The 604-nt window shown below is 30.8% G+C and carries 1 protein-coding gene; it reads right to left on the bottom strand.

Annotation, left to right across the window (positions count from 1 at the left end; genetic code table 11):
- Positions 1–397: 397 nt before the first annotated feature.
- Positions 398–604, bottom strand: a 207-nt coding sequence (locus KI356_RS27660) for a DUF2935 domain-containing protein (protein WP_212937059.1), incomplete at its 5' end; no start/stop codon positions are given.

Here is a 604-nt window from a genome sequence, read left to right as displayed (position 1 = left end):
GTTGCGGTGGTTGCGGCGGTTGCTCTAATTGTTTTGATGGTTTTAATGATTTTAGTGGTTTTAATGGTACTACTGTAACATTTGGATAAAGTTTGATTAGACATGTTTTAAAAATCCTTCTTTAGTGAGAACCGAAAAGAATTCATTTTGAATAAAGTTTGAACAAAAACAGAGTAATTATTGTGGATTAGTGTACAAATTTCACAATAAAGTCCGATTAAAAGTTTTCAAGAAACTTGCTACAGCAATATTTTCTTGAAAAAGCCCCTCATGGTACGACTTTCTGTTAAATCTACAATAAGCAATTTCTTCGTTGCTAAAAACAATAGAAAAGAAGCTAACAATAAATTGTTAACTTCTCAGCTTAAATCCAAATAGTATCTTTCCTTATCTTCTACTATCTAGATTGTGATTTAATATTTGTAAGATGAGCATCGAACATATCAATTATTTCAAGAAATCTATCAGCTTCACGAAAAACATGGTCTGCTAATAATGGATGAATGATACTCTTTATTTTACATTGCTCAATTAAATCACGTGCCGTTTTCTTAAAATCCCGAAGAGATGTGACTGACACACGATTTTGATCTAAAAATTGATC

Source organism: Bacillus hominis (assembly GCF_018332515.1).
Taxonomy (GTDB): domain Bacteria; phylum Bacillota; class Bacilli; order Bacillales; family Bacillaceae_G; genus Bacillus_A; species Bacillus_A hominis.
This window is presented reverse-complemented; position numbering and strand designations above follow the sequence as displayed.